This window comes from Aneurinibacillus soli (assembly GCF_002355375.1).
Lineage (GTDB): Bacteria > Bacillota > Bacilli > Aneurinibacillales > Aneurinibacillaceae > Aneurinibacillus > Aneurinibacillus soli.
Genome location: NZ_AP017312.1, coordinates 1,330,446 through 1,356,862, shown reverse-complemented (window position 1 = coordinate 1,356,862; position 26,417 = coordinate 1,330,446). Strand labels below are relative to the sequence as shown.

The window sequence follows — 26,417 nt, the reverse complement described above, 5'->3', positions numbered from 1 at the left end:
TCATCCCTTCTTCGGTACGATCAGACTTCGATCTTTTTTACTGACCATCCTTCTCAATTGTAATTACACCACTATACATACAATGGTTTGTGCATATATTGAGAAGTGCAGGAGATTTCTCAATCAAGACATTGGATTTCCCATTAATCCAAGGCATTGTAATCACTGGTGTGCAGGGCATCCTCGTGAGAATTCCGTTATTAGCAGCAGTAGCTGCCGCTACTGCCGGATTCGCCATACTTCCGCATGTCCCAAAAGGCATGATATGAACCGCAGGCTTATAATCCATAATGTTCATCTGTGCTTTTCCTCTGATGTACACTCCGTGACTATGCGGTGTGTTTAGTTGACTTTTCATATTTCCATAACTACAAGCCAATACTGCTCCTGCTACTACGTAACTTTGTCCTTCCCCGCCATTATCGAACAGATCGACATTCATCAAATAACCTCTTTCTGCATACTTTGCTTTTCAATTTTTTTCAATCGAATTCCCATAAAGTCCCGACGAAGCAAGCTTTCTGCTACATCCAGACTAATTACGGTGTACTCCTCCATGATTCCATCTATTTTAAACACCTTGTAGGACGCTACTTTTTTTTCATCAATCACTAGTTTTTTTACGGTTCCATCCTTGTGAAATTCACTTTGATGAGACAAACATTTAATTCGCGGTGGTACGACTAGCCAATATAGGTCCTGTCTTACACGGTTGATGTCCACTAATACAACAGATTTGGTATATATATCAGGAACATATTTCTCAATCAATTGTTTCAACTTATCAGATAATAGAGAAACCGGTCTTTGTATAAAGTCTACATACTCAACCACTTCTTTCTCCCTTACCGGAAATTGAAGATTTAATTTATCGATCTTATAGATTTGTTCATCAACCACTTTTTCTGCTGAAATCACTTCTGATACACCAACAGGCTCTATAGCATTTGAGATTCTGTCATCCTGCATCATGATAAAGTAGTTCATGTTTCCCCTCTTTTCTATATAACTTATAACTTCCAAATAACACTATCCATCTGGCGATCGTCCAGTTTGACCCTCCCTAGATCAGCTCGTGAAAAAATAGCATGCTCCAGATTGGCACCCGTAAAATTCGTATAGGCAAGATTAGCTTCTACAAATACAGCTCCTTTCAAGTTCGCATTCTTAAAGTCCGCTCCTTCAAGATTTGCCCCTTCAAAATTTACTGATAGGAACCCAGGCATTTCCCAGGAAGAAGGATCGAACAATCCGCTTGATCCTTCGACTTCATGAAATATAGCTCCCCTAAGATCACTGTTCCGAAAATTCGCACCACTAATGAAACTTCGACTAAAATCTGTTTCCCAAAGATTGGTTTCCATAAATTTTGTACCTAGTAATACACATTCGCTCAGCTTACTGTTTGATACGTTACTTTGTTCCACATCCGCATATCGCAAATCAATTCCTTCGTAATTACCTTTTGATAAATCCAAATTTCGAAAAACTTCATAGGCGTATTCATACTCTAGTTTCTCTTCTAGCCATGCTTTAATCTCCGTTGCCTCTTTCATTCGCGAATCTTCTTTATAAACAATTTCACTAATATCCATATATTCTCCGACTCGCACTTCTACCTCTTCTTCTTTATCAATATCCTTATATTCTAAAAGTGCTATACCGTATGGCATAGCATATTGAGCGAGAATGGCTACATATTGATTGTATTTCTCAGCCTCCTTATTTCTTATTTTTTCAATATCCATCCGGGTTATAGTCCCCATATAATTTCTTCTTTTTTCCTCCAAATACTCTACAAGCCTCTCTAAAAATTGAAAGGCCCAGCTGGCATCATATTCATCTTGGCATTCTATAGGATCAAAAAACCAGCTACTATCAGATGCTTCAATTAAATATCCATAACGTCCTTCCTGAATTTCTGTACGAAGCATCGAATAAGTAATATGCCCGATCTTATCTTTCTGACTTTGCAACTGCATTTCTTTTATTTTCATGCAAATACGCTGAAATGACCGAACAAAGCCATCGAGTAATCTATCCTTATTTGTTTGGAAATACTCTTCTAGCTCCAACATATTTTCAAGAATGGCAGGCTCTACTTCATTCTCTATGAAATTTTGTATCACTTCTTCTTTGGTCAACAATTATCCCTCCCCGTACTATCAGATACTCAATTTGTTTTCACTTCTTTTCCAAAAATACTTGTGCTACCATCCATATTAATCTTGCTTTCTTTACACGTTAATGTAATGGATTCTTTGGCAGAAAGAATAATCTTTTTCTCTGAATCTAATGAGATGTTTTCTTTAGCTATAATCTTAATATCTTTTTGACTAAAAATTTGAATTCCATCCTTTTCGTTCAATCTTATAAACACTTCTCCATCTTTTCCCGTTATAACAATCTCTGTAGGGCTGAACATTAACTCCTTTCCAAATGCTGTTCTAAAATATTTAACATCCGGATCTCCGAGTTTATTATGACCTCGCACTTCTGAATCTTTTCGGATCGAGTTAATTGCAATTGCTTCCTCTTCCTTAGTACTCGGGAAATAAATGTTCACGAAGTCATTTAACTCCGGCATACAGTACCATCCACTATGCCCTTCTGCTGTATATACAGATGAATAGGAAAACCAATGAGCTTCGCTTTTGCTCTGTGCTTTATCAATTTCAAGATGAACCTTAAGTTTATCGCGCTGAACATCAATCACTCTTCCTAAAATAGAAACCCCTGTAATCCTCGAGTTATATAAAGTGTTCTGATGTGTACCCTGTTTACGACAAAGTGTATATTGGTGCTTAAGCAACCCTTTTTCCATTTGTGTCACTACTTCACTTACAACGTAGGTCTTCTCTTTAAAAGTCACCTGATTTCCTATATCGAATACTTGATCTGTTTCTACTTCATAATAGATGAAATCATTTTCATCCATATTCTGAAGATAGTTTTCTGTAGAATAACGAAAATCTGACATCTTTTTTCGAGCACTATAATGAAAAGCATCTATTTCTCCTTTGCTTCCCTTTTGAGGCATTCCAAAAGAAATCTTAGGTGAACTAAAATTAGCTGCTGGAACTAATCCTGTATAGAAACGTGAGGCCAGCCTCCTCAAAAATTCCCAGTCCGTTTCTTGATATTGAATTGTAAATGTACCCAGATTAGCACCTTCTGTTATTTCATCAACCACATCCACATTTGAATAATCCGAAACAATTTCTTTGAGTAAAGCAGAATATGGCATATTTTCATTTTGAAAAGATCGGTTTTTACGCTTAATATCTAGCAAATAGGTATGAGACATCGCTTCTACTTCTATATAGTAAATATCCCTTACGGCTTTTATTTCAACATTTATAATGACTCCTGCAAAGAGTGGGATCCTCTTATTTTCTTTATCTATACAATTCACCTGAACATTTGTTTGAGCTTCAGTCACTTCTACATAACTGTCTTTTAATTCTTCAGATACAATCCCTGTGAAGAACAATCTAGCATGGTCATTCATTTTCTTTATTATTTTTAACTTTTGAAGATTAACAAGCTGAAACGGCTTTATCTCCAAGTTATTGTACGAAATAACCGAAAGACTCATACACTCGTCTCCCCTTCCTCTTCTGCACATATATACAATGACTCCATAATGCCTTTTGCAATTGGCTTCCAGTCGGTCATTTCCTCTTCCAAGCAATTAAACGTACATAACAATGCTTTTCCCCTAAGATCAGTAAAAAACAAAAGGTTATAGATCGTAGCGTCTAATGATGGAACTAGGAAGTCACAATACCCTACATTCTGCCCATTTATATTTTCTACCCCTTCATCAAACCACCGTGCTAGAGGCTGAGTTTTTTTTAGAATTTGCACCATATTATTTTTAAAACTATCTACATCTGAATTTTTGAGCTGACTTTTCGTATAATTGAATGCCATATTAATAGTAGTGTCCTCGTTAGTATAGATAAGGGTTGGTCTTTTTTCGGAAGGATATTTTAAAGCTGCCATTTTCGGTGACATAATAGAAAACGCTTTAGGTAAATGGATTTTCAGAGAATTTCCCAGTAATCTTTTTTCTTCAAACGGGATGACTTCACCCTTAATCTTGATAAAAGGCTTTTGAACATCAACTTTATCATCATTACTTTCTCCTGATGCCTGGTTAATTTCTTTTTGTACTTCTCTCATTAATTCAATAATTTTTTCATCCATGTACACCACAGGCTTTTCACTCCTCTAGCAGTTCAGTCTACAATAACCCTTTGAAAAGCATTTCTATTCCCAGACCGGATTGTAGTTCCACCTTTTGCGTTTTCTAAAATAAGTGTTAAATATTTGTGTATTTGTCCGTTAGAATGTTCTTTATACTCTATCCCTAATCTATTGGCTATATAATGCAGAATGATATCTTTATCTACCGTTCCCTGGCTCATACATTGCATGGAAAATATGAGATCGAGCGGATTAGAGCTATTGTTTTTAAACATTTCGATCGCAAAATATCGTAATAAGGCAGGACTTATTGTACTTTTAGCAAATCCAGCATATGCTACATGGATTGTATTCACCGTATTGTATTCTGTAGAAAAATCACGCAAGTCCCGATAGTCTAGACGCAATCGAGCACCTACTTTTAATTTGAATCTTCCTAATTCCTGCTCATTATGTTTTATTTCCATGTTTTGATCTAAAGCTATTTCCGTAGCACATGATCGGAAATCATCGTCGATAGATTCCTCTTTAAAGAGAATTTTTATCATGCAATCTTTACCGGTAGCATAATAAGGGACCTGATATCCTTTCTCAAGAATATACATTTTTCCATTATGCTTAATAATTCCACTTGTAATGATTAAAAAATCTCCTTCAACCTGAATCTGTGCCCCGACGATAACTCCATCTGAATATCCTTCAAATAGAAGATCAATAAACGTACGTGGATAATCTCTTAAATTCTCTAGCATTTCCTTTTTTAGAATTCTTCCTTTGGTAAAGTTGGGATACTGATATACGAACACTGGAATCCCTCCTTCTCTCTACAGAAATATTACTTCCACCCGTCGAAGTAATCTAATTCAGACAAATCATTTTCAAAAGCGAAGAATTTTTTCTCTCCTACATATAATTGCTCCTGTTGCCTCGCAATAGGTACTACATGAAACCCCCAATTATCTTCTCCCGCAAAAATAAAGAACTTCACCTCTCCATTTACAATAGAGTCAGTATCATCCTGCAGAATTTTTTCATCGTATTTTTTCTTAATATCTTGATATAACACAGGTATATAATTCTCTATATTATTTTGATATATATTTTTTTGTCGTAAGTTTCCTTCCATTCCTTTGACATTGAATTCTATCTCCATAACATCTATAGGTCTGGATATTGAACCCTGAATCTGACTAAGCATTTCTTGGTTTCGGATTAATATCTTCTCTCGCTGATTATGAGTGAACGCAGTGACCGAGTACGGAACGATCGGGGCATGATTCGTGATGCTGGCTTCGATTGCCCCTGCTTTTCGGGCGCTCACATACCGGATCGCTCCGCGCAGGCAGGCAAGCTTTAGGTCCGGCACCTTGCCCGTGTCATCCGCCTTCTGTCGGAATTCGATGCTTCGCCCCGGTACGAATTCCTTGAGTGCTTCCCGGAACACATCGATGCGGCACGACTGACCGGTCAGCTTGATGATCGCGTATTCCTGAAGCTTTCCTTCCTCATAGAAGCCTTCGAGGAACTTGCGGACGATCTCATAAATGTCGGATCGAATCAGCTGATTAATTTCCGTAATCGTAAACACAACATCCGGGCACTCATACCGATCTGTAAAGCGTTCATTCTCCCGGACGGATAAAAACCAGCGGTCCACCGGGGTAATCTTCAGATCATGTTCGCGCCGGTGCTCACTCTCTGCGTAGAAGCGGTTGCGCAGAATACCGGTCTTTTGGAAGAACTCTTTTTTCATCTCCTCTGCGATTTCCCACAGGAAATAGAAGTTGTTTTTCACGCGCTGATATTCATCACGCGTCCGATTCTCGTATTCGGTAAAGCGAGTTGGAATGATGTTCTCGGCTTCTACATAAGCAGCATCGAACGCCTCATATACCGCCTGTACCCCATACTCATCCACACGCCGGAAAATGTCGGTACTCGGCACGGGAATCAGACTGTCCATGTCCATCCGTACCCGTCCGGTGCTGTAGTACTCCGCAAAGATGATTTTCATAAACTGCATGATCCGGTACGTGATGTTGTTGCCGCCGAAGTTCGTATCTCCGTTTTCGTAGTTGGTGTGAATGTCGACCTTATACGAAATTCGTCCATCTTCAATGCGAAAGCGGCACGATGATAGATCCGTTGTCCCGCCCCCACAATCAATGACAAGGGCCTTATACTCTTCGCCATCGAGGAACTGATTTTTCTCAATCTGAGCCGCAATCGTATTGAACAGCACCGCCATCCCTTCATCGAGTGCACTGGCGGACTCGATGTGGTATTCCGGCAGGATGTCGGTAAACATGTCCAGAAACTGTGTTTTCAGCTTGACTGGACTTGAAATGTGTAAATTTTTGAACCGACACTTGAATTGATGCTCCGCCGTTTGAATGACATGCAGCATGTATGCCCGCAGGATATCGCTTCGCTTTACGAAAGCGGTGTTGCCGTGTCCGTCCATGACTTCCTCGGTTTTCTTGTACCGATTCACCCATCGCTTGATGCCGTGGAATACACTGGCATGACCGCTGTAGCCATTTTTCCGCATATATTTCAGCGCTTCATAGCCAAAGTGGTACGTGACGTGCTGCGGGTCGGCACAATCCGCTATACCGACTACCGTCGGCAAAATCTCAATCCATTCCACGTCTTTGCCTGTCCGATCAGGAAACGTGACGAAGTTGATGCTACCAAGCTGAATGCGTCCGTTGAGCAGATCGTTGCTGCATGGTATGGAGACGTAGTGGTTGTCGAGAAAGGCTCCAGCTGTTGTATTGGATGTTCCGAAGTCAATCGCCAATACCGTCTCTGTTTGCTCAAGCTCCCGGAATTCCAGATCGGCAATCGGGATTTTATAGTAATGCAGATTAGCAGGTGGCATCGGGGAAGCGTGGTAGTACGCCCGGTATATGTACTCCGAATCCTGCTTACGGAAAAAAAGCAGGCTGTAGTTTTTGTTGGTGGTCCGGCGAATTTCTACCTCATTCTTTGTTGTGAGATAATAGCTGCCATCCACTTCATCCTGCACGAGATGCAAGATGCCACACAGTTCCATATGATCGTTAACGATCAGTACATTCGAATCCGTCAGGCTGCCGGCCCCTTCTACCCGGTATTGATCGAGGCGATCGATCCGTAAGCCGGTATAGATCATCATGCGGGCTGGAATTTTAATTTCTCCGCCCCCAGACAGCGGGGTTTGCAAATACTGCCGCAGAACGTCTTCTACTCTCTCGAATCCACCTTCCTGAAACTCATCGATTAACAGACTTTCCTCCGCGCTTTTGAACCGCAGAATCGTCTGAATGAGCGCTTCCCGGTCCAGTGTGTTAGTCAAGCCTTTCACCAACTTCTCTTTATAACAAATGTTGCGAAGCTGAAAAGTCGTCATATCCTCCAGCTCACTTCGCGTATAGCGTATTGTGCTTCGCTCTTCTTTGTGTCCGTTTTTATGCAGATGCAGCTTGTACGAATAGCTCATGGCACCCTCCTGCTTTCTGTCAGTACAATGCGATGCTGTCGATTTGCATCGTTTCTTCCACATCAATCATTCCGAAATGATATCCCCAGTACACCTCTGTATGAAACGGCAGCGGAAGGAAAATTGTCTCAAGCAATGTCAGCTTGTCTCTCGCTACGCTCGTTTCGGTCTGACCGATATAGAGAAGCAATTCATCTTTGCCTTCCTGGTTGGTGTACAGAATCGAGTTCTTGAATAACTTGTGCACCGTATCCTTGAACAAATGCAACGCTTCTCCCGTTTCATACAGCCGCAGCAGGTTAGCGGAAATAACTTCCTTCTCAGCCTGGCTGAATAGCTTGCTCTTCTCCCGACAGCTATCCCCGAACATTCCACTCTCCATGTCATGAATGACAAATCTGCTATAGTACTCCCGCTTGTTCATCCCTTGCATTCGATCAATATCAGCGAGGAAATGAATGAGAATATCGAACAGCTGCTGGCGCAGTTCCATATGTTCGTTGTTATTCGGATCGAATACATCCCGGAAGATGTCATAGAAGCGATAATACGGGTTGATCTCGACCCGCTCTTCTACGACCCAGGTATTGATCATGACGTTACTTACTTCCATATAAGGAGAGTACACGTCGGCGACGGCGAAGCAGACGTCTTTTGGGTTGCCTCCGTTCTGTTCTGCTTTTATGATCGCTTCCCAGATATAGTTCACGACAATACCCCTTCACACTTGTAATCAGGAAAATACATTTGTACTTCGGATACAAGAAAGCTCATGATATCGTGTAGAATGAAGCGATTCGCTGTATGCGCTGTAAAATGGAGCCGAATTGTTTTTTTCTCGCTTTCTAGCCGAATGGAATCGATGAGGAACAGGTTCATGTTATACGTTTCCGCAACTCGATCCGGCATTGTTCCGACCTCGATATGAGTCAGCTCGAAGCAGTCAGCCGCTTCAAAGGAATGAATGATCCGCATGATCTCTCCTCTGGCTCTGACTACGGTTGCCTGTTTACTGGCGAAGCCGTCGAGGAAACGGTCTTTTCTTTTTTGGTTGGACAGAAGCTCGTATGCCTGTCTGCCGCTTATTCCGCCCTGGGTCGGCTGCGTGATTTTGCGTACGTCCCACGTACCGGATTTTTCACGGGGCGAGACGATCGTGATTTCTTCTGGTGTGCGTTTGCTGTACCGGATGTTTGTCTCGTCTCCGTCTACGAGATAGCCGTGTGCTGTCCCGGTTTTGCGTACCGACAGCACATGCTCGTAATTCACCCGGTCATCGGCCGGGATCGGGAAGCCGAGGTTTTTTAAGGTGAGCCTCTCAATATTCCAGAGCGGGATTATATCAATCTTTTTGTACGGCTCGTATTCTTCCAGATGCACACTGATTTCTGTAATCTCCTCTTCTTCTGCAATCTCTCCTTCACAGCTAATCAGCAGCACATCAAAAAATTTATAGGCGTATGGATGGTTGATCGTTTTCCACACAACTCCATTCCGCTGGAAAATCGTATGAAGCGCTTCGATTTCCTGAATGTACGCCCGGTTCTGCTTTAGGCGAACATGAATGTTTCGCGTCCCCTGTGTGGTCACGAGTTTACCGCTGAACACTCTAGGATGCTCGATAAGCTCTTTCATTTTCAAAAAATCGCATGATAAAAATACGGTCAACAGTTTGACTTCTTCTCTCTGATTCAGCCCGGCCCGGATGCTTGCGATATCAGGTAGCGTGTTCTCAAGGTCTTGCTGAAGCATCGGATACAAGAATTCATGAAGTGGGTCGAGCTCATCGCGCGGGCATACCGTTGTATAAATGTCGTAGCGGTCCTCGGTTTCGGCTATTTCCTGGAAGACTCGCTCCTCTAGCTTGCGGTTCATTTCTTCCTGATACTCTACAAGCGGCAAAAAAACACCTGTCATGATGCTTTTTAATAGTTTGCGCTGTTCGAGATCTTCGATTTTCTGCAATCGGTCAAGTACAATCTCTTTCATGGACATTTTACTTGGATCCTCCCTTTGCAGCTGGCGTAGGGCTTGCTGGTGCAGGCGGTGGTTCCTGGGCGGCTTCCGCTACCGGTGCTTCTCCCTTTGGAACCGGATTAAGCTTTTCTTCTGCTTTTGTAATTTTCCGCTCCATGCCTAGCACTTTTTCTAGCATATCGATCCCTTGATACACTTCCTGGGCGAGGGAATACGACTGGATTGCTCCCTTGAAGTCTTCTTCTGCCAGGCATTTGTCTCCCTTCTGCTCTAGCTTCTCGGCATCAAGTTGCCTCTTCTCTCGTTCAAGATCAGCCAGCTTCCCTTCGGCTTCCTCCAGCTTTGTCTTCGCTTCTTTTTCACCGTTTGCAAAGGAAGCGGCAACCGCAGCTTTTTTAGCTTTCAGGTAGAGGGTTCTAGCACCTACGTAATCTTGCTTTTCCGCTTTCATGTCACCGTTTTTCAACCACCCCAAAATTTGAGCGAAAGAACGACAGTTGTTTATCTTCTCATCCAGCTCTTTTTCATTAAAGTCTTTGCGACCTTCCATCGCCTTTTTTGCTTTTTCATATTTGCTGATCGCTTTTGTGTATTCGCCATCTTTAACAAACGTGTCACCATCTGTAATCAGCCCGGTTATATTCAGCTTTTTGCCGATCAGTTGGCTATGTACTCTGTCCTGAATTCTGATTGCGGCATTCCGTCCCTCGCTGTATTCTTTCAGAGCTTTCGCATACTCCCCATCCTGTATGAAAGCATCTCCATTCTTGTCATGTTCCAGCATACTCGCTACCGCTTCTGCTTGACGTTCTGCTGCTTTTATGTGGTACACGAGAGCCCCACCGCCTGTCAGTAGCAAAACAAACAGGATGAGGGCAATTCGCTTGATGAGTCTGATTTTTTTCGTTGGGTCTTCTTTGTATACTTTCTTGACGAAAATAGCAGCCGCTGTATAATTTTGTACGGTTTGCTTTTGCTTGCTTAGCAAGACTTCTTCGAGTGTATCGACGAGCTGTGCGGGGTCCTGTGCTTCTTCTGTCGCATCAAGCATTTCACTGTTATTTACTTCCTGCCACAGTCCAGATGTGCCAAGCAGAATCACATCTCCGTCTGCCAGCTTGTATTTCGGGGATACGAACGGCTTGAACTCATCCGGCTTGCCCAGGTATTCTAGCAAGTTGCCTCGTTCTTCATGTTCGTCAACTTTGTCCGGGAAGATTTCTTCCCGATCTGCCATCATCTGTGCCAGACTTTGATCCTTGCTGCGGAGATTCAACAGCCCATTGCGAAAGTGATACATCCGCGCATTGCCTGCCCCGGCCCAGATCATTCTGGAATAGTCGGTGACAACCATAATCAGACTCGCTTTGAGCCGCACCCGCACGCTCTCCTCCTGCAGCAAGCGGTGCGCCTGTTGTATGTATTTCTTAATTCTGAACCGCGACATAGTAGGTCGGTTCATGAAGTTCCCGAGTACACTTTTGACCGCAAGCTCCGCGCTTTCGATCTCCCGGTCCGAATCCAGCCCCTGTGCCAGCACCCAGCAGGCTTTGCCATCGAGCTCGATAAAGGCGAAGTAGTCTTTATTTGTCAGCAATGTACCGGCCTCAGACAGAAAGGATGTCTGAAACTCACTGTTGTCTTTTCTCATCCGTATCCCTGCTCTCCATCTTCTACAATGACAATCGTTGCGTTATCCTGATTCCGTAGTTTTTTACAGTCAATGACTTCAATAATGTCCTGTGCTGCATCATACGGAGAATCAGCTTCCGCAAGAATGTATGCCATCTCGATTTCTGTCATGCTGTTGTACACACCGTCGCTGCACAAAATGACTTTATCACCTTTGTACAAAGCAAGCGGCTGCTGGCCGATTTCGATGTTTTTAAAGCCTTCATATCCGATGTAATTGATTAACCTGTGCTTCAGCGGGTTATCGAGTACGTCCTGCTTTGTGATCTGTCTGGCCAGATATTGTTCATGCAGCACCGATTGCAGTACATGCTTCTGATTCACAGTTATGAAGTCCTGATTGCGAAAAATCTTGATCAGACTGTCGCCGACCGCTCCCCAGTACAAGTAGCCGTCTGCGATTACTGCCGCTACAATCGTTGTTCCCCCTTTCGTTCCGCGAAGCGTGTGGATAATCTCACTGTTGCTTAGACGAGAGGCGCGGGCAAAGAAACTCTCGATCTGTTCGAGGCTAGTCAGCTTGCTGAACTCCTGAATGAATACATCTACCGCTATCGTACTGGCCAGCCTACCATTGGCTAGTCCACTGATTCCATCAGCAAGCACGGCTATCGTGCCAAGTGGAGTTGTCGCAGTTGCGAAATAATCATCCTGTTCCGCACGCCTGCCAATCGTTTGTCCATTCCCAATCTGAAGCTTCCGCTTCGGTTCCTCCACCAGCAGGCGCTGCCTTATGTACCATAAAACAAGAAGAATAATGATAAACACACCGATCATGCCCATCCTGACTCCTGCTTTCCCATTATGTTTATCACTCGGTACCGCCATTGCCTTCCCACTCGAAGTGAGCACCGCACAATGGAATGAAAATGAATTTACTTCTGCCAAGCTCTAGTACGTCATACGCGGTTAGCTCTACCGGAGAGTACACCGCTTCGTTATTGTGGTAAGCAAGACCGGAGGCGTCTCCCGGCAGTAAATAAAAGTTCCGTTTTTTCGGATCGTAGACGATCACCGCATGATTTCGCCTTGAGATGGCATTATCACCAATAATCTGAATATGCATCTCTTCCGCCCGCCCGATAAAGTTCTTCTCTGCCATAATGCGATAATCCTGACCAAGCTGTGGTCCTTCTATGCAAACAAGCCAGCCAGTAACCGGCTCGATTCCTTCCATTTCCCCGAGATATGGCATCGTTTTCTCATCTTCCTCTGCCATCATCATTCTTCTTCCTTCATTCTTCGCGCCTGCTTCTACCGAGATATTGCAATAGGGGCATGTGCTGCCGTGTTTTCTTGTACTAAACATGTGTCCATTTGCGCATCGTGCCAAACTCATCTCATTCATTCCCCCGTCTACTTTGAGTCAAAACTTCTTATGTAAGCATGATTCGTGTATTCGCTATGTAAATCGTATCCCCGGCACCAATCGGATGCGGTGAATGATCCTGCAACTTGCTTTTTTGATCGGTATGAGCTTTCTGAATTCCAGTCCCGTTCTTCGAATCGATGTCTTCGATATACCAGCAGCCGGCAGAATAATTCAGTACGGCATGCTGCTTACTGATGAGCGATGCATATTCGGTTTCCGATAGATCGATATCTACTTCGTTTTGCTTTGAGCTTTTGCCGATTAATAGAGAGGTCATCCCCTGGATCGGCCACTCGTGTACATGTCCCCCTTCTTCATCCAAGAGAACAAGCTTCGTAATTTTGCTGCTGATTTCTTCCTGATCCTCGATATATTCATATTTTCTCACGGCATATACCGCAAGCAGAGCCAACAAAAAGAGTGTTGCTACAATTTTGATTCCAGTATGTTCGTTTATAAAATAGATGTAGATGAGTGCAGCTAGTATCACAATCAAAATCATACGGTCCACTATCTTAATCTGGCGTGCTCGCTCCGTGCCAACATCCGTTGTACCTGTACGCAGCCAAAAGCTGGCTTTCTGTTTCATGTTTCATGCCTCCGTTTCTACGTACGCCGCACACCCGGCATCTTGTGATGCGCAGTTACTTTTTCTTAACACGAAAAAATTGCTCAAACAAATCTGTTGTATCAAAGGGATTATCTGCTTTCTTGTCGTGAGATACCCGTTCCTTTGTTTTGGGATTAAAACCAAAAAAGCGCTCAAAGCTTTTCCCCACATCCTCCATATCAAACCCCTGATCGGCACGGGAAGATTGACGGGATTCTGTTCTGCTGCTTGAGCTGCCTGTAAAGTCGGTGTTCGGATTCTTCTTACTTCCATCAAACCGATCATCATATGCTTGCCGAAGTGATTCATCATGCAATGTCCGGTACGCCTCGTTCACATCTTTAAACATTGCTTCTGCTTTGCTGCTTCCACCATTAACATCGGGATGATACCGCTTAGCCAGCTTGCGGTATGCTTTTCTGATCTCATCCGGGGAAGCCTGTCTAGAAACTCCCAGAATCTCATAGTAATTTTTCATCGTTTCCATCCTTTATAGATAGAGGGAATTCCAGGAACATTCCCGGAAACCCCTCTTTTGTGTGAAATGCCGGTACCGTTAGACCCCGTAGCCGCCTTCGATTTTGGCCATTTCTGTTTTGTCTTTTTTCTGCTTGATGAACAATGTGAAGGTACCTACACCCTCGGTATCCCCGTATCGTTCCACATAATCAACTACGAATGCATTCGGGAAGTGAATTTTCCGGATTACTTGATCCGCCGCAATCACTTCAAGCGTAGCTTTGCGGTAACAATCGGCTTTCTCAGCCGGAACGAGTGACCACAGCGCAAGCTTCATTGTATCGTCAGCGTTATCGCCATCTGTTGCTGTGATGATCTTACCTGTAATTTTGAGTAGCGCACCCACATCTGTGGATCGTGCATTTGAATCATCCGGTGTATCTGTTTCGTATGTTACCGTCATGATGTTGTCCATTCCTAGCTCGATTGTTTCGGCTCCTTCTATGTGGAGTTTGAAACCCATTGCAATGACCTCCTTAGAATTGTGCTTGATATATTTATGTAAAAGGCATGCTCATAAGAGCATCCTTTAACACCAAGATATGAAGGGCTACGCTTTAGCTGCAGCAGTCCCTTTTGTAATGGTAACTTCAAGGTTCTTCACGTTGCCGTTAAATACAAGATCGATATGGCACAAGTTACTCTTCTCATCGATGACGTAGTTCATATCATCTCCGTCATGAATAATCGAGTTCATAAATCCTTTTGCGTTCAGCCACTTGCTCTTCTGACTGCTCGGATTGTTGCTGAAGAACCGCACGATATTATCGTGTTTGAAGTCACCTGTCTGGAAGCGAAGCAGGCGCTCGACGTATGTGCTGACGAGCGTTTTATAGATCGAATCGAATCCATCTTCCGTCATCGCCATGCTTCGTGCTTTATACACGGTAATTCGCTTGACGTCTTTGCCTTGTACCTGCGCATTTTCAGACGAGAAGACAAATCCGAAGTTTCGACGATTAATGGCATCCTTAATGCTATTGGTGAACCCAGAGATTTCTTTTGCCATCGTTGTCACGACACGCAGACCGTTGTCTCCACCTTCGATATCGAAGCGCACCCCCGGGTATTCCCGGCTGATATTACGGAATGCTTCTTTTAAGAATTCTGGACATTGGTAGGCAGCCACGAGCCCGGCTGCTACATAGCTAGCTCCGACATATACCCCTTCAATCCACAGTTTCAAGATATCTTCTTTTTCCTGCGAGATTTTGACTCCGTCTTCGGTTTGCAGCATTCGGCTATCGATGACCACACCGGATTTATCTTTCGGAATAATCGTGAAATTAGGCATGCATGGTATGGCAAATTCACTGTAGTCCTTGCGAAGCAGAACCGCACATTTATCCATATATTTATCAATGCCTGATGTTGCCATCGTATTGAAGGTTGTTTCTTCTCCCGCTATAAAGTTAAAGAAAATCTGAATTTTATAATCTTTGACAACATGCAGCAGCATGGACAGGGATTCCATCGTGTTTCCATCTTGCTTGACAGTCTTCTGATTTCCTTTGAAGCGTTCACGACTTACTTTTGCATTCCCGGAATGCTCCAGCTCAACAGCTGGCACGATTCCAAACCAGATGGTATCTGTAAAATCGTTTTTCGAGTTTACTGTGTTCAGATACGTTTCCAATCGTGGAATGTTATTGCTTTTCACTGTCATATCAAGTTTCGCATTCGTAATGAGAAGCGATGGTACCATGCCTTTGTTTTTCGTTGCATACTGATCGAAGAACATTTTGACACCAAGCAGTTTTTCCACCAATGGCTTCACTGTTTTTACGAAGTCGTCCTTGGAATTTTTATAGAATTCCAGATACGTATTGTAGTTCTGGATTTCTGTTTCTACATCAACCTCATTCCGTACGGCAGGTAATGGGCAAAATGTCCGTACAACAAGGTCTTTCACATAAGAGGACGATGTGTCTGTAACGGCTTCATAATCTTCCTCGAAAACAGTGGCTAGCCCTCCGCTTCCATTCTGGTCCACAATCATCAGTTCTGCATTTTCATTCTTAGGAGCTTCGATGATTTTTAATTCCCCGTTGTCCCCAATGCTCAGCATGCCGATTGTAACCGCTTCTGACTGGTTTTCTTCCTGACCGGCTCCGAGCAGTAGCCGTGTTTTGATATCATCAATTGCCAGTGGCAGCATGGCCATTACATTGTTATAGTTCCGGCTGGCATCTTCAAACATGTTGTTGAGCTTATCACCCATATCAAGCTTTTTCGGATCACCCTCATCGAGTTGATCATACTGTCCGTACAAATAATGGATTTCCTTCCGCACCTGCCGGATGTCATCCATTACTTTTTTAGGAGAGATCATATCGAGTAAATTCTCGAATTTAAAATCAACATTCGGAATTCCCTGAATTCTTTTTGTATCAATAAGCGTGAAGAGCATTTTGAGGAAATCATTATTCTGATCAACGCTGATTTCAGATATTGCACTGGCTGCGATGCCTTCCGGTTTTTTGAGCGTATACATAACTTTCTGATTTGCTGCGTTATAGAACGAATATACCGTGGGCGAAAACTTGTCCAAAAATTCGTCAAAGCTTTTTACTACGAGAGTTTCGTTAATCTCTTTAATTTTGTCGTCACTTAAACTATCAATTCCTTTTACATCTCCAACAATCGTTATGAGATCAAGCTTTTCCGGATTGATTTCTTCGAACAAAATCGTTCGGTTCGTCTGATGGATAATTTCCATAAGCTTTTCCCCTCTGCTTTCCGACATAATATACAGTTAAATACTCACATAGAAAAATATAGAATAAAAATCCAGATATTTCTCTAGTGCTTTTTTCTCTATTTTACCTTTATTATACAAAAAATAAAAATAAATCCTGTATCATACCATATAACTCCAGTTTCATCATCCTATTTTTACATTTATATGTATTTTTGGTTATAAAATAGTAGTCCATGAATAAACAATAGGAGGTAATACCCAGAAATAAACAATACAAAAAAATACAAATTTCACAAAAGGAATTTGTTGAAATTTGTAAATGAAAACAAAATAGCCTTTGACCTACATGGTCAAAGGCTATCCTATAAAAATAAATAAGGTCTAAAGTCCCGCTTTAAAACTTTTTGTTTTCAAGAATATGTACTCAGCTACAGCAGCTGTACGCAAAAGAGAGAGCGATAAAGTCCGTCTGCGATAATCAACGGCTAATCCTTTCATCACAATATAAGAGAAAAAAGATGATACCTTCCCATTCTGATCCTTAATCGCTACGAGGTTATCTTCAATCATTCGCTGTGCTACATCAAGAGGCGGCTTCCCGCTCAGGCAATAATAAATAGTAGCCGACAGACTATATATATCTGAATATGCACGCTGTCGGCTTCGTGCTGAATAAAATTCCAATGGTGAAAACCCTGTTGTCGTAAAAATCTCGTATCGATCGGCAGATGTATAGTGCACCGCCGAACCGAAATCCAGAAGCTTCAACTGACCGTCTTTTGTACGTACAATATTTGCTGGCTTTATGTCACGATGAAGGATGCCTTTTTTGTGAAGAAAATGGACAACATCCAGTAATGGCAGCAAGATATGTTTGAAGAAATCTGCCAGGCAATGGCTATCTGCTTGCTGTATGTATTGATCCAATGTTCGCCCTCGGCAATATTCCGTCACAATGTATCCTGTACCGTTCTCCTCAAAATGGTCCATATACGTAACAATATTCCGGTGTTGTATTTCTTTCAGAATACGTGCCTCTCGGAAAAATGACGCTTTCAATTCCTCGTATTTCTGTTTGAGGGACGGAAGACGACATAGGAGCGTTCGGTGATCGAGGTCTCGTAGGGCCAATCGTCTTGGAAACCATTCCTTAATGATGCAATATTCTTTGCTCATGATGTGGCGTCCAATGTATACGATCGAAAGATCACTGCAGGAAATGGCTTTTTTAATTTGATACGTATTTTTTACAATCGTATTTTTCTTCAGTCCTGCCTCTCGCTCACGCACCGCCATCTCCTTCCGCGCTAGAAACAATGGCAATCCCACTACTTGTACCAATTCGGTCCGCGCCTGCCCGAATCATCGCTTTAGCCGCTTCATATGTGCGCACACCACCTGATGCTTTGACAGATACCGTGTCTCCGACTGTGCGGCGCATGAGCGCGACATCTTCTACAGTAGCACCTCCCGGACCAAAGCCGGTAGACGTCTTGACAAATTGTGCGCCCGCTTCCTCGCTCAGGCGACAGGCCTGTACTTTTTCCGCTTCTGTAAGCAGTCCGGTCTCGATAATTACTTTCACCGGACGGCTGGCCGCTGCCGCCACGACAGCGGCAATGTCACGGCGTACTTCTTCATCTTCTCCGCTTTTCAGCGCTCCGATATTCAATACCATATCCAATTCATCTGCTCCATCTTCCACTGCTTTCGCCGCTTCAAACGCTTTAACTTCTGTTACAGCAGCCCCCAGCGGAAACCCGATTACAGTAGCCACTTTCACATTGCTTCCTACAAGTTCCTGCTTCGCACGGCGCACCCAGTACGGATTGATGCATACCGCATAAAACCCGTGCTCACGTGCCTCCTGGCACAACCGATCAATCTGCGCCGCAGAAGCTTCTGGCGCAAGCAGCGTATGGTCAATATACAACGCGAGTTCCCGCTTCATCCGATCCCCTCCTGACCATTTGCAATGCCAAGCAAGCGATATGCCTTCATAAGCACGGAAATATTATTGTGGTATCCGCTTTCTCGCTGCCTCGTCCATGCTTTATCCGGTGTCATCCAGGCTACCGTTTTGATTTCTTCCAGCTGTGGTGTAAGTACACCGGACATTGCCTCTACTAGATAGTAATGTACTTCTTTCTTGATGGCACCGATCTTCGGATTATAGTAGTTGTAGTAGATTGTCTCTAGCGGCTTCACGACCTTACCATGAATGCCTGTCTCTTCCTTTATTTCCCGCAACGCCGTCTCTTCCATCGTCTCGCCCGGTTCCTGTTTGCCCTTCGGAAGCGATATTTTCATATATCGATCTTCAATTAGCATCAGTTCAATCTGGTTTTCCTCTGTCTTGCGGTATACTACGCCTCCTGCCGAAATCTCTTTTGCCATCAAGTATTCCTCCTTACAAAAGCGTTTTTTAACTACTGTGGGCGACTGTTCAGCTTCTGCCATTCTGCCAGCACCTGTTCCCCAATTATGTCTTTATACTGATCATACAGAGGAGAAACCGCCTTTTTCCAGGCCTTTTTCTCCGCATCAGTCTGCATATGAATTGTCATAAGATGACGGTCCTTCATCTCTGTCAATGCCCGGTTGTTAATATCATGTGCATAATGGCGTACCCAGGCAGTCGTCTCTGCCATTGCTTCTTGAATGGCCTGCCTTTGTTTTTCCGATAGCCGATTCCAGGTTGTTTTGTTTATTAATACAATATAACCCAAATACCCGTGATTACTAACGTCCATATGCTTCTGCACCTGATAAAGTCGCTTGCTGTAAATATTAGACAGTGTATTTTCTTCTCCCTCTACACTTCCCATCTCCAATTGCCGGTACAGATCATCAAAACCGTAACTCTCTGCCTGTGCACCCAATGCTGCAAATTGTGAACGCAGCACCGGACTCGCCATAATCCGGAATGTCTTCCCCTTGAAATCATCCGGATTGCGTAGCGGCTCATTCGACGTCATTTGTTTAAATCCATTGTCCCACAGTGCAAGACCTTTCACATTCGGATCATTAATCGCTTGAAATAAAAGCTTCCCAAGCGGACCATCCATCGCTTCACCAACCATACGCTCATCCCGAAACGCATACGGCAAATCCATCACCATCCACGCTGGATAGCGAGCGGATAGCTTCGATGTGGCAGGCGCAATCATCTCCACCTGATCCTGCTGGAGCGCATCAAATTCTGTTGCGTCGTTATACAAAGTAGCATTCGGATATACACGAATCTCGACCATGCCGTTTGTTTTCTGACGAACAAGCTCAGCAAAGCGAGCAACCGCCAGACCTTTCGGCGTACTCTCCGCTACCACATGGCTGAATCGAATGATGACTTTCTGGTTGAGTCCTGCCTGTTCTTCATCTTCATATTTCGGCTTCTGCATCGTAAAGCTAAAGCCAAATCCTACTCCAATCGACAGTACAAGACCGGATATAAGAAATACAATAAGCCAGCGAAGCGACTTCATGCTGTTTTCACCTTTTTTCTCTGAAAAATCCTTTGCGTGTATCATAGCACAAAAAAGCGTGGACAACAGCCTGTCCACGCTCTAAACGATTACAGAAAATATTATGCACTCAGCTTCGGCTGCGCCATTTCGACAAGCGCTTCCTGATGCTTCGATTCATCAAACTCTTTCTCACTCTTCGCCACAACAATTGTCGCTACACCGTTCCCGATGAGGTTAACGATCGCACGCGCTTCAGACATGAAGCGGTCTACACCAAGCAAAAGTGCCAGACCTTCAATTGGAATGACCTGCATCGCTGTCAGTGTAGAAGCAAGGACGATGAATCCACCGCCTGTTACAGCTGCTGCACCTTTAGAGGTAAGCATCAGGATCGCAATAATGGTCAACTGCTGAGCAATGCTCAGATCAACATGGAAGACCTGTGCTAAAAAGATTGTCGCCATAGACAGATAAATCGTCGTACCATCAAGGTTGAACGAATACCCAGTCGGGATGACAAGACCTACTACTGGCTTCGAACAGCCAAAACGCTCCATCTTGTTCATCATGCCCGGCAGTGCAGACTCGGAAGACGATGTACCGAGAACAAGGAGTAGTTCTTCTTTTATGAAGCTCAAGTATTTCCACAGACTAAAGCCATACAGTTTGGCGATAATGTTAAGGACGACGAACACGAACAGAAACATCGTTCCATATACACTCACCATCAGCATGCTGAGCGGTTTCAATGTCGCAATCCCGAATTTACCGATTGTGTACGCCATCCCTCCAAAAGCACCGATCGGAGCAAGCTTCATCACCATACCAAGTATGTTGAAGAAAATTTTGGACAGCTTATCAAAGAAGCTAATCACTGGTTTTCCTGTATCCCCAAGCATCGTCAGACCAAGGCCGAACAGTACGGAGAAGAAAAGAATTTGCAGAATATCGCCTTTCGCGAATGCTTCAAATACGTTAGACGGAACGATGTGCGTGAAGAATTGCACCCAGTCCATATCTTTTGCACTGTCTACATATTTCGCGATGTCGCCTTTTTTCAGTTTTTCCGGATCAAGACCGGCACCCGGTTTTACTAGATTCGCTACGATAATACCAATGAAAAGTGCAAACGTTGTTACAACCTCAAAGTATAAAAGTGCTTTACCGCCCACACGACCGACTTTTTTCATATCACCCATGCTCGAAATGCCGATGACAATGGTCAGGAAGATAATCGGAGCGATTACCATCTTAATCAGGTTGATGAATGTCTCACCGACCACTTTCATATCTTGTCCGAATTTGGGCCATACTTGCCCTACGATAACACCAAGCACAATCGCTACGAGAACTTGAAACGTCAAGTTTTTTGTAATTCTCATACAGTATACTCCCCTTTGCAAATATTCATCATTATCTGTCGTTTTCTGATAGATTCATGATAACGCTTGCAGGGAGAGAGGAAAAGTTTGCGTACTTATTAAACGTTTTGTTCTTTTTGTTCATGCAAGCCAGACATATGTTTTCATCGGACGGCCAACCGTGCCGTAATTCATCACAGACCTCGCCTGCTCAACTGATTCCAAATACTCAAGATAACGACGAACGGTAACGCGGGACATCCCGATCAACTGGCTGATCTCCTCAGCCGACATCCCCCGATCGGACTGCCGCAGACAATCTGTTACCTGCTGAAGCGTAAACGCCTGAATCCCTTTCGGATAATGCAATTCTGCTCCATCCCGTACCGTGCTACCTGCCGTACTCGACGTAGCATTCTCATATATACGGTCAAACATCGTCTGGGAAAAAGTAGCCGAAGACTGCTTACACAAGAACTGTTCCCGGTAACGCACAAGTGATGCCTGAATGCGTTCAAACTGGAAGGGCTTAAATATATAGTCGACCGCTCCAAGCCGCATCACACGTAAAACGGTCTCGCGGTCATTGGCTGCCGTCACAGCAATTACATCCACATCTTGTTCATCCCGGCGAATCATTCGCAGCGTTTCAAGCCCTCCCTTGCCCGGCATATACAGGTCAAGAATAACAAGATCAGGAGTCCGTTCTTTTATTTTCTCTAATGCTTCTTCTCCGTTACGGGCTACTCCCGTCACGGCAAACCCCTCCACACGTTCAATAAAAGACAGATTAATCTCCTGCACCATCGGGTCATCTTCTACAAGCAGTACTTCGATTGGCTTGCTCATCTACTCTTCCTCCTTCCGCTCCATCGGCAGCGTAACACGTATCCACGTTCCGAAGCCTGCGCTACTGTCTACTTCAATCTCGCCTCCACTCCGCTCTACAATGGACGAAACAAGATATAGCCCAATGCCCCGTTCATCTTTTTGCTTGGTGGAAAAGCCTTTCTCAAAAATATAGCGTCGCACCTCTTCCGGGATGCCGATTCCATTATCGTCTGTTTCGATAATAACATAGCTGTCGTCCTGTACAATCGAGACATCAATTTTTTTCTCTCGATCGGTTACTTCTGCAAGCCCATCAAACGCATTCTCAATCAGGTTGCCAATGATGATGACAAGATCATGATACGTCACATCCTGTGGGAACCGACGGAATTCACTGTACGGATCAATGTGCAGAGTAATATCGAGTTCCTTGGCCCGACTGATTTTGCCGATTAGCAGCCCCATCAGATTCACGTCTTGAATCCGGTCTCCGATGTAGTGCGCGACATTCTCCTGTTCTTCATCGAGCTGGAAAATATAACGAAGTGCCTCCTGATCTTTGCCAAGCTGAATAAGCCCGGCGATCGTATGGAGTTTGTTGCTATGTTCATGGTTTTTGGCACGCAGCGCATCCACGAATGATTTAACACCTGTTAGTTCTTCTGCCATACGTGTTACGTCTGTTTTATCCTGAAAGATGGCAAGCGCCCCTTTTGTCTTACCTTTCACCTGAATCGGGACCCGGTTGCTCACGATGAGCGTATCACCAATATAGAACTGGCGATTATAAAGCGGATAGCCAAGCTCCAGAATTTCTGGCAGCCGCGTGTCTGGAATGACATCCCGAATATTCTCACCCACTGCTTCCACGTGCACCTTAAGCATGCGCTTGGCTGCTTCATTAATAACGGTGATGCGTTCCTGCTCATCAATCGCGATAATGCCTTCATGAATCGCATGGAAGGCAGCAGTCCGTTCATCAATCGTCCGAGCTAGCTCCTGCGGCTCAAGTTGGAATGTCTGCTGCTTAATATGGCTTGCTAGCAAATACGCTCCGAAAATCCCAAAGAAAAGTGTCAGTGATAAGATCAGCACCATCTCGCCGCTCAAATCATGCAAAATCGCGATAAGTGGCGGCACTGTATTGCCGACCATCACTACCCCGACTTGCTGATGCTCATCGTTCATAATTGGCGCATATGCCCGTACGCCGTCCCCTAGATCGCCCTGTACCTGATCGACATATACGTGTTCTGCGAACGCAGGTTTCGCCGCCTGGTTTATCGGGAACCGTGTACCAATCCGGTTCTCAAGTGGATGCGACAAGCGCACGCCGTCCATATTGACGACAACAATATAATCGGCTCCATAAATGGCCCGTACTTGCTCGACTAGCTTCTGAACGACACGATTAGGATCACCGGATTCCACTAATCGCTTGATCTCTGGTATCTGGGCAGTCACTTTCGCGATGAGAAGCGAGCGGTCGCTTACGTCCTCTACTTTAACCGTTACGATTTTTCCGATGAGGATCATCGTCCCCATAAGCAAGGAAAAGAGCACGATACCGAATGCCAGCAGTGTGATCTTCCAGCGAATCGGCCAATTATCCAGTCGCATTTAATTCCCCCTCGTTTTTCTTGGTGGAGGTTTTATCCAAAGTATGGTGGAGGAGCGGAATCGGATGGAACCTCGTCACTTCGGTACGCTTACGGAGAAGTGGGAACTGTCCGCTTCAGGTACCAGATAAACTCGCCCACAAAAGAAAGCCCACAATGTATTCGCATCGAAGTATTGTGGGCAAAGGCCCGTTCATCTGGCCCCTTCCGCTGGGGAGCGCGTACAAGCGTTCCGTTGCCCCACCCGCTCCCGCTCCTAGCACACTTTGGATAAAAATCATCAAGCAAGATCAAGAGGCTGAGCTTCCCTGCAAGCGTACTGAAGCGAACGGCTCCTTCCTTCTCCCACTCCCTCACCACCACGCTTTCGATTCTACAACAAAAAGCTGTCCCATTCGCCATGTTCTGGCTCTTAGGACAGCTTCTCTGCTTATGCCTGAAGCGCTTCTTCGCTCAGTACACGCACGAATGTGCCTTTGCACGTTTCTGCGCCTGGCTCGTCCACGCGCACCATACAGATCTTGCCGACAAGTGACTCATTCGCCGGGAATACCAGTTTGAGATAGTTATCGGCATGACCGACATACAGACCACTATCTGGTGCTTCTTTGTACGGCTCTTCTGGAATGACTTCAAGCACCTGACCGACAAATTTACTTGAGTACTCAACTGCCATTCGGTTCGACAGCTCAATTAATTCGTGTACACGGCGGTTTTTGATCTCTTCATCTACTTGATCTTCCATACGTGCAGCTGGTGTGCCGCTGCGCTTCGAATATGGGAAGACGTGCAACTCAGCGAACTTCATCTCTTCGATGAAACGGAAGCCGTTCTCATACATCTCTTCGGTTTCACCTGGGAATCCTACAATAATATCTGTTGTAATCGCTACGTCTGGAAGCGCCTGGTGCAGCTTCTCAATCGTCGCGCGGTATTCGTCTGTCGTATATTTACGACGCATGCGTTTTAATACGTGATCATTGCCAGCTTGCAGCGGAACGTGCAGATGGCGGCACATTTTATCCGACGAATTCAAGATCTCGATCACTTCATCCGTAATCTGACTCGCCTCAATGGAGCTAATTCGGATGCGTGCGAGGCCCGGTACTTTCGTATCAAGGTCACGCAGCAGACGTGCGAGATTATAGTCTTCGAGATCTTCTCCATAACCGCCGGTGTGAATGCCGGTCAGCACGATTTCTTTGTAGCCCGCCGCGACAAGCTTGTTCGCCTGTTCAACGACACTCTCCGGCTTACGACTACGCATCAGGCCACGTGCCCACGGAATGATGCAGAATGTACAGAAGTTGTTACAGCCTTCCTGAATTTTCAGTGAGGCACGTGTGCGGTCTGTAAACTCTGGTACATCGAGTTCTTCGTATTCGCGTGCTTTCATGATGTTCGATACCGCATTAATCGGCTGACGGTCCTGCAAATACTGATTCACATAATCAGTCAATTGCTCACGGCCCGATGTTCCGACGACAATATCCACACCTGGAATCGCCATAATTTCATGCGGCGTCGTTTGCGCATAGCAGCCTGTTACTGCTACGACAGCGTCCGGATTGCGGCGAATCGCCCGGCGAATGACCTGGCGGCTTTTTTTGTCGCCTGTATTCGTTACCGTACACGTGTTAATGACATATACATCGGATTTTTGCTCAAAATCCGTTTTTTCATATCCAGCATCCTTAAATAACTGCCAGATCGCTTCCGTCTCATAATGGTTTACTTTGCATCCAAGGGTATGAAACGCAACAGTTGGCATGCTTCCCCAACTCCTTACTCTAGTAAAAATCACCCGATGAAACGAAACCGAGTTTTATTGTTCAAATCGATAGGACACACAAGATAGCGCGTACAGCGGGGCTGTCTCGGCCCGCAGGATGCGCTTGCCAAGCGACACAGCGGCAAAGCCTGCCGCTTCTGCTTCTGCTACTTCTTTCTCATCGAATCCACCTTCCGGGCCAATGACAACAAGCAGTTTTGATCCAGGCGGCATGTCCGCCAGCACACGACCAAACGTGGCACTTTCCTCTTTTTCATATGCAAGTACAGCATAATGGAAACCCGATGCAGATGCAAGCAACTCGCGCCAGCTCTGCACATTCCCGATATGCGGTACTACGCTTCGGTGCGACTGTTCAGCCGCTTCCTTAGCGATTTTTTGCCAGCGCTCCAGACGCTTGGCTTCTTTTTTCGTATCGAGCTTCACAACGGTCCGGCTTGATGTAAACGCGCAAAAAGAAAAAGCACCGAGCTCAGTGCCTTTCTGAATGACCCATTCCATTTTATCACCTTTAGGCAATCCCTGGGCAATGGTAACTTGCACCGGAAGTTCGCGATTTTTCAAGCCTTCTTCCAGGATGCGGATATGCACAGCATCCGGCTCAATCGCCTCAATCGTGCCGCGCACATCGCGCCCCTGACCGTTGCAGCAAATTACTTCATCCCCGATACGGCTTCGCATCACGCGCACGATGTGGTTCACATCGTCACCTGTAATGGTGACCTCCTGCTCTCGCATGTGCATCGGTTCTACAAAATAACGCTGCATATTTAACTCCTC

General features: G+C 44.6%; 25 protein-coding genes. All 25 read right to left on the bottom strand.

Annotated elements, in window-relative coordinates; all coding sequences use genetic code 11:
• Window positions 1-37: 37 nt before the first annotated feature.
• Complete coding sequence (locus tag CB4_RS06825) at window positions 38-442, bottom strand: DUF4280 domain-containing protein (RefSeq protein WP_096464356.1); 405 nt, start codon at window positions 440-442, stop codon at window positions 38-40.
• A complete protein-coding gene (locus CB4_RS06820; protein ID WP_096464354.1) occupies window positions 442-987 on the bottom strand; it encodes a serine protease in 546 nt (181 codons plus the stop codon). Before CB4_RS06820 ends, CB4_RS06825 begins: the two co-directional genes overlap by 1 nt.
• 23 nt (window positions 988-1,010) lie before the next feature.
• Window positions 1,011-2,144 carry a pentapeptide repeat-containing protein gene (locus CB4_RS06815; RefSeq protein WP_096464352.1) on the bottom strand — a complete coding sequence of 378 codons (1,134 nt, stop codon included), beginning with the start codon at window positions 2,142-2,144 and terminating at the stop codon, window positions 1,011-1,013.
• A 29-nt stretch (window positions 2,145-2,173) separates the two neighbouring features.
• A complete protein-coding gene (locus tag CB4_RS06810; protein WP_096464350.1) occupies window positions 2,174-3,598 on the bottom strand; it encodes a contractile injection system protein, VgrG/Pvc8 family in 1,425 nt (474 codons plus the stop codon).
• Window positions 3,595-4,212: a hypothetical protein gene (locus CB4_RS06805; protein ID WP_373681346.1), complete on the bottom strand. Its 618-nt coding sequence runs from the start codon at window positions 4,210-4,212 to the stop codon at window positions 3,595-3,597. Before CB4_RS06805 ends, CB4_RS06810 begins: the two co-directional genes overlap by 4 nt.
• Before the next feature lie 32 nt (window positions 4,213-4,244).
• Window positions 4,245-5,018 (bottom strand): DNA and RNA helicase, encoded by a 774-nt coding sequence (locus tag CB4_RS06800; protein WP_096464346.1) that lies wholly within the window; start codon window positions 5,016-5,018, stop codon window positions 4,245-4,247.
• 29 nt (window positions 5,019-5,047) lie between these two features.
• Window positions 5,048-7,696, bottom strand: a complete 2,649-nt coding sequence (locus CB4_RS06795) for an acetate and sugar kinases/Hsc70/actin family protein (RefSeq protein WP_096464344.1) — start codon at window positions 7,694-7,696, stop codon at window positions 5,048-5,050.
• Between the two features lie 19 nt (window positions 7,697-7,715).
• Window positions 7,716-8,411: an iron-dependent peroxidase gene (locus CB4_RS06790; RefSeq protein WP_096464342.1), complete on the bottom strand. Its 696-nt coding sequence runs from the start codon at window positions 8,409-8,411 to the stop codon at window positions 7,716-7,718.
• Window positions 8,402-9,685 (bottom strand): normocyte-binding protein, encoded by a 1,284-nt coding sequence (locus tag CB4_RS06785; protein WP_096467661.1) that lies wholly within the window; start codon window positions 9,683-9,685, stop codon window positions 8,402-8,404. Before CB4_RS06785 ends, CB4_RS06790 begins: the two co-directional genes overlap by 10 nt.
• 7 nt (window positions 9,686-9,692) lie before the next feature.
• Window positions 9,693-11,324: a PP2C family protein-serine/threonine phosphatase gene (locus CB4_RS06780; protein WP_096464340.1), complete on the bottom strand. Its 1,632-nt coding sequence runs from the start codon at window positions 11,322-11,324 to the stop codon at window positions 9,693-9,695.
• Complete coding sequence (locus CB4_RS06775; RefSeq protein WP_231956173.1) at window positions 11,321-12,193, bottom strand: PP2C family protein-serine/threonine phosphatase; 873 nt, start codon at window positions 12,191-12,193, stop codon at window positions 11,321-11,323. The genes CB4_RS06780 and CB4_RS06775 overlap by 4 nt, the downstream gene beginning before the upstream one ends.
• Entirely contained in the window at window positions 12,177-12,704 is a 528-nt protein-coding gene (locus CB4_RS06770) for an FHA domain-containing protein (protein WP_096464336.1), read from the bottom strand. The genes CB4_RS06775 and CB4_RS06770 overlap by 17 nt, the downstream gene beginning before the upstream one ends.
• Window positions 12,705-12,741: 37 nt before the next feature.
• Entirely contained in the window at window positions 12,742-13,326 is a 585-nt protein-coding gene (locus tag CB4_RS06765) for an FHA domain-containing protein (protein WP_096464334.1), read from the bottom strand.
• A gap of 55 nt (window positions 13,327-13,381) precedes the next feature.
• The gene (locus CB4_RS06760) at window positions 13,382-13,825 is read right to left on the bottom strand and encodes a J domain-containing protein (RefSeq protein ID WP_096464332.1); all 444 of its coding nucleotides are present in this window, start codon (window positions 13,823-13,825) and stop codon (window positions 13,382-13,384) included.
• 78 nt (window positions 13,826-13,903) lie between these two features.
• A complete protein-coding gene (locus CB4_RS06755) occupies window positions 13,904-14,329 on the bottom strand; it encodes a membrane-associated protease 1 (protein WP_096464330.1) in 426 nt (141 codons plus the stop codon).
• An 87-nt stretch (window positions 14,330-14,416) separates the two neighbouring features.
• Window positions 14,417-16,585: a transcriptional regulator gene (locus CB4_RS06750; protein WP_096464328.1), complete on the bottom strand. Its 2,169-nt coding sequence runs from the start codon at window positions 16,583-16,585 to the stop codon at window positions 14,417-14,419.
• A gap of 363 nt (window positions 16,586-16,948) precedes the next feature.
• Entirely contained in the window at window positions 16,949-17,857 is a 909-nt protein-coding gene (locus CB4_RS06745) for a serine/threonine protein kinase (protein WP_157737835.1), read from the bottom strand.
• The gene (deoC, locus tag CB4_RS06740; protein ID WP_096464324.1) at window positions 17,850-18,518 is read right to left on the bottom strand and encodes a deoxyribose-phosphate aldolase; all 669 of its coding nucleotides are present in this window, start codon (window positions 18,516-18,518) and stop codon (window positions 17,850-17,852) included. Before deoC ends, CB4_RS06745 begins: the two co-directional genes overlap by 8 nt.
• Window positions 18,515-18,964 (bottom strand): NUDIX hydrolase, encoded by a 450-nt coding sequence (locus CB4_RS06735; RefSeq protein ID WP_096464322.1) that lies wholly within the window; start codon window positions 18,962-18,964, stop codon window positions 18,515-18,517. Before CB4_RS06735 ends, deoC begins: the two co-directional genes overlap by 4 nt.
• Window positions 18,965-18,996: 32 nt before the next feature.
• Window positions 18,997-20,052: a DctP family TRAP transporter solute-binding subunit gene (locus CB4_RS06730; protein WP_157737833.1), complete on the bottom strand. Its 1,056-nt coding sequence runs from the start codon at window positions 20,050-20,052 to the stop codon at window positions 18,997-18,999.
• A gap of 101 nt (window positions 20,053-20,153) precedes the next feature.
• Window positions 20,154-21,416 (bottom strand): dicarboxylate/amino acid:cation symporter, encoded by a 1,263-nt coding sequence (locus tag CB4_RS06725; protein WP_096464318.1) that lies wholly within the window; start codon window positions 21,414-21,416, stop codon window positions 20,154-20,156.
• Window positions 21,417-21,536: 120 nt separating this feature from the next.
• Window positions 21,537-22,244, bottom strand: coding sequence for a response regulator (locus CB4_RS06720; protein ID WP_096464316.1), 708 nt, complete (start codon window positions 22,242-22,244; stop codon window positions 21,537-21,539).
• Window positions 22,245-23,846 (bottom strand): ATP-binding protein, encoded by a 1,602-nt coding sequence (locus CB4_RS06715; protein WP_231956172.1) that lies wholly within the window; start codon window positions 23,844-23,846, stop codon window positions 22,245-22,247.
• Between the two features lie 429 nt (window positions 23,847-24,275).
• A complete protein-coding gene (mtaB, locus tag CB4_RS06705) occupies window positions 24,276-25,616 on the bottom strand; it encodes a tRNA (N(6)-L-threonylcarbamoyladenosine(37)-C(2))-methylthiotransferase MtaB (RefSeq protein WP_096464312.1) in 1,341 nt (446 codons plus the stop codon).
• Between the two features lie 54 nt (window positions 25,617-25,670).
• Window positions 25,671-26,405, bottom strand: a complete 735-nt coding sequence (locus CB4_RS06700; protein ID WP_096464310.1) for a 16S rRNA (uracil(1498)-N(3))-methyltransferase — start codon at window positions 26,403-26,405, stop codon at window positions 25,671-25,673.
• Between the last annotated feature and the right edge of the window lie 12 nt (window positions 26,406-26,417).